The 1,971-nt window shown below is 70.4% G+C and carries 2 protein-coding genes; both read right to left on the bottom strand.

The features are described from left to right. On the bottom strand, positions 1–803 hold an 803-nt coding region (locus FVW27_RS14355; protein ID WP_167126346.1), incomplete at its 3' end, for a metal ABC transporter permease. An 8-nt stretch (positions 804–811) separates the two neighbouring features. Further along, a partial coding sequence (locus FVW27_RS14350) for a metal ABC transporter ATP-binding protein (RefSeq protein ID WP_341806146.1) occupies positions 812–1,971 on the bottom strand: 1,160 nt, incomplete at its 5' end.

The following is a 1,971-nucleotide window of genomic DNA, read 5'->3' as shown; positions in this document are numbered from 1 at the left end:
CGCCGCTTGGGGGAGAGCCATGCGGCCAGCAGAAACAGCGCGCACGACAGCAGCACCACGGCGGCCCCGGCGGGCACGTCCAGGTGCCAGGCCAGCAGCACGCCGCCCACGCCCGACGCCGCCCCGAACAACCCGGCCAGCAGGAACATGCGCCGCAGGCTGTAGGTCAGCTGGTAGGCCGCCGCAGCCGGACTGACCAGCAGGCTGTACACCAGCAGCCCCCCCACGCTGGGCAGGCAGGCCGTCACCGTCAGCCCGGTCTGCACCAGAATGGCGTAGAACACCGCCGTGGCGGGAATGCCCACGGCGGCGGCCACGGCGCGGTGGCAGGCCACGGCCTGGATTTCCTTGAAGAACAGCGCCACCCCCAGCACGGCGATGCCCGCCACTCCCGCCAGCAACCACACATCGGCCTGGCGCACGGTAAGGATGGACCCCCAGAACAGGTTCAGGGCCTCTGTCTTGGGGCCAGGCATCAGCCCCATGCACAGCACGGCCACGCCGATCATGGCGGAAAACACCACCCCCACCGCCGTGTCGGGCGAAATTTCGCCCTTGTCGGCCAGCGGACCGATGACCAGCGCGGAAATCATGCTGGCCGCCAGGGCCACGGGCAGCGCGGGCAAACCGAAGGCCAGTGCCGTCAGCCCCCCGGCAAAGGCCGCATGGGCCAGACATACCCCTATGAAGGTCAGCCGCATGAGCACGGCGAACACCCCGGCCATGGCGCAGGCGACGCCCGCAAGCGCACCGGCGGCCAGCGCGTGGCGCATGAAGGCGTGATCCAGCAGCGAAAGGTCCATGCCTCCTCCTAGAACAGCACCACGGGCCTGCCCTGATGATCGATGACCGAAATGGGCGTGCCGTACAGTTGCGTCAGCCGCACCGCATCCAGGGCCTGCTCCAGCGGGCCGGCCCAGACGATGCGCCCCCCGGCCATGCAGGCCACCCGGTTCACTGCCGATGCTCCAGACTGGCCGGGCATGCCCAACTGGCCAGGCTGATTACGAGAGTCGGACGAACCCGACGAGCCGGGAGGGCCGGGCGGGGGAGCCAGTGCGTTCAGGTCGTGGGTGATCAGGATCGTGGTCAATGGCGGCCCCGCGCCTGCCGCGCGCTCCCTGTGAATGGAGGTCACCAGCGCCATGATCTCTCGCTGGGCATGCCAGTCCAATGCGGAGGTGGGCTCGTCCAGCAGCAGGATGTCCGGCTGCTGGGTCAGGGCACGGGCAATGGCCGCCCGCTGGCGCTCGCCGCCGGAGCACTGGCCGAACGGACGCTGCGCGAGGTGGGCGATGCCGGTGCGCTCCATGTTGGCCAGGGCCTGCGCGCGCAACGCGGCCCCGGGCCTGCGCAACAGCCCCAACCGGCCATAGCCGCCAGTCATCACCGTTTCCAGCACGCTGATGGGCAGGCGCGGGTCCACGGCGGTCATCTGGGCCACCAGGGCCACCCGGCGGCGTACCCGCCAGGCGCCGGACGCGCACATGTCCCGTCCCAGCACCACGGCGGCGCCGGAACCGGACCTCATGAATCCCGGCCTGACAAATCCGTTGACCAGCCCCAGCAGGGTGGACTTGCCCGCGCCGTTCGGTCCCACCACGGCCAGAAATTCCCCCACGGGCACGGTCAGGTTGGACACGTCGAGGATGGTCCTGCCGCCAGGGGACACCACAACGTCGCGCAGGAACACGGCGACATCGGCGGGGTCGGTGCCTGCGGAAGCGGTGTCGTCATGAACGACACCATTCTGGACGACGTCACACTGAACGTCTGCGGACGATGCCGCGTCAACGCGCCCCGCAGCAGGGCCGACCGTAGCCAACGACACCGATTCGCATGTGCCGCGTCCCGCGCCGGGGGGCGCCAGCAGTTCGCCCGGCACAAGGCAGGGGTGGGGACAAGCCAGGGGGCACATGCGAACGCCCGCAAGGGCGGTGCCCAGCGCGGCCAGCATGCGCGCGACCCACC

The organism is Nitratidesulfovibrio liaohensis (assembly GCF_011682075.1).
Taxonomy (GTDB): domain Bacteria; phylum Desulfobacterota; class Desulfovibrionia; order Desulfovibrionales; family Desulfovibrionaceae; genus Cupidesulfovibrio; species Cupidesulfovibrio liaohensis.
Note: the sequence above shows the minus strand (reverse complement) of the source record. Positions and strands in the feature narration are given on the sequence as shown.